Source organism: Rathayibacter sp. AY1F4 (genome assembly GCF_002931775.1).
Lineage (GTDB): Bacteria > Actinomycetota > Actinomycetes > Actinomycetales > Microbacteriaceae > Rathayibacter.
Genome location: NZ_PSVE01000051.1, coordinates 1 through 1,330 on the forward strand (window position 1 = coordinate 1; position 1,330 = coordinate 1,330).

Consider the following 1,330-nt stretch of genomic DNA (forward strand, 5'->3'; position numbering starts at 1 on the left):
CGCCGTGCACGAGGCCTTCGCCGGCTTCCGCGACCTGCTCGTGGCGATGGGCGGCTACATGGCCGAGCGCGCGACCGACCTCGACGATGTCTCGCAGCGCGTCGTGGCGCACCTGCGCGGCGTCGCCGCTCCCGGCGTCCCCGAGTCGGACGAGCCGTTCGTGCTCGTCGCCCGCGACCTCGCTCCGGCCGACACGGCGCTGCTCGACCTCGAGAAGGTCCTCGGCCTGATCACCAGCGACGGAGGGCCGACCTCGCACACGGCGATCCTCGCCCGGGAGAAGTCGATCACCGCCATCGTCGGCACCACCGGCGCCCTCGACCTGCGGGACGGCCAGCTCGTCATCCTCGACGCCACCTCCGGCGTCGTGACGGTGAACCCCTCGGACGCCGAGATCGGCGCCGCGAAGTCCTCGATCGCCGAGCGCGCCGAGATGCTCGCCGCACCGGTCGTCCCCGGCGCGCTGGCCGACGGCCACTCCGTGCCGCTGCTCGCGAACCTCGGCTCGGCCGACGGCGCTGCGAACGCGGTCGAGCTCGGCGCCGAGGGAGTGGGGCTGTTCCGCACCGAGTTCCTCTTCCTCGACGCGAAGGAGGCGCCCTCGGTCGCCGAGCAGGCGGAGCAGTACACGCGCCTGCTCGCCGCGTTCCCCGGCCGCAAGGTCGTCGTCCGCGCGCTCGACGCCGGCGCCGACAAGCCGCTGAGCTTCCTCAACGACGACCACGAGGAGAACCCCGCCCTCGGTCTCCGCGGACTGCGTGCGCTCCGCGCCAGCGAGCAGATCCTCCGCGACCAGCTCACCGCCCTCGCCCAGGCCGATGCCGCGACCGACGCCGACCTCTGGGTCATGGCGCCGATGGTCGCGACCGTGGACGAGACCCGCTACTTCACCTCGATGGCGCGGGAGCTCGGCATCCGCACCGCCGGAGTGATGGTGGAGGTCCCCTCCTCCGCCCTGCTCGCCGACCGCATCCTCGGAGTCGCGGACTTCGCCTCGATCGGCACCAACGACCTGACCCAGTACACGCTCGCCGCCGACCGCATGCTCGGCACGGTCTCGGCGTTCCAGGACCCGTGGCACCCGGCCGTGCTCCGCCTCGTCGGCGAGGTCGGCCGCGCGGGAGCGGCGCTGGGCAAGCCCGTCGGGATCTGCGGAGAAGCCGCCGCCGACCCGCTGCTCGCCGTGGTCCTCGTCGGCCTCGGCGCCACCACCCTCTCGATGTCGCCGTCGGCTCTCGCCGACGTCCGCGCCGAGCTGGCCGAGCACACCCTCGACGACGCCAAGCGGTACGCGGAGCTCGCTCTCGCCGCCGACAGCGCCGCCGACGCC

At 73.9% G+C, this 1,330-nt stretch carries 1 protein-coding gene; it reads left to right on the forward strand.

The genetic code is table 11. The features are described 5' to 3' along the window. On the forward strand, nucleotides 1–1,330 hold a 1,330-nt coding region (gene ptsP, locus C5C59_RS16945), incomplete at both ends, for a phosphoenolpyruvate--protein phosphotransferase (RefSeq protein WP_104251332.1).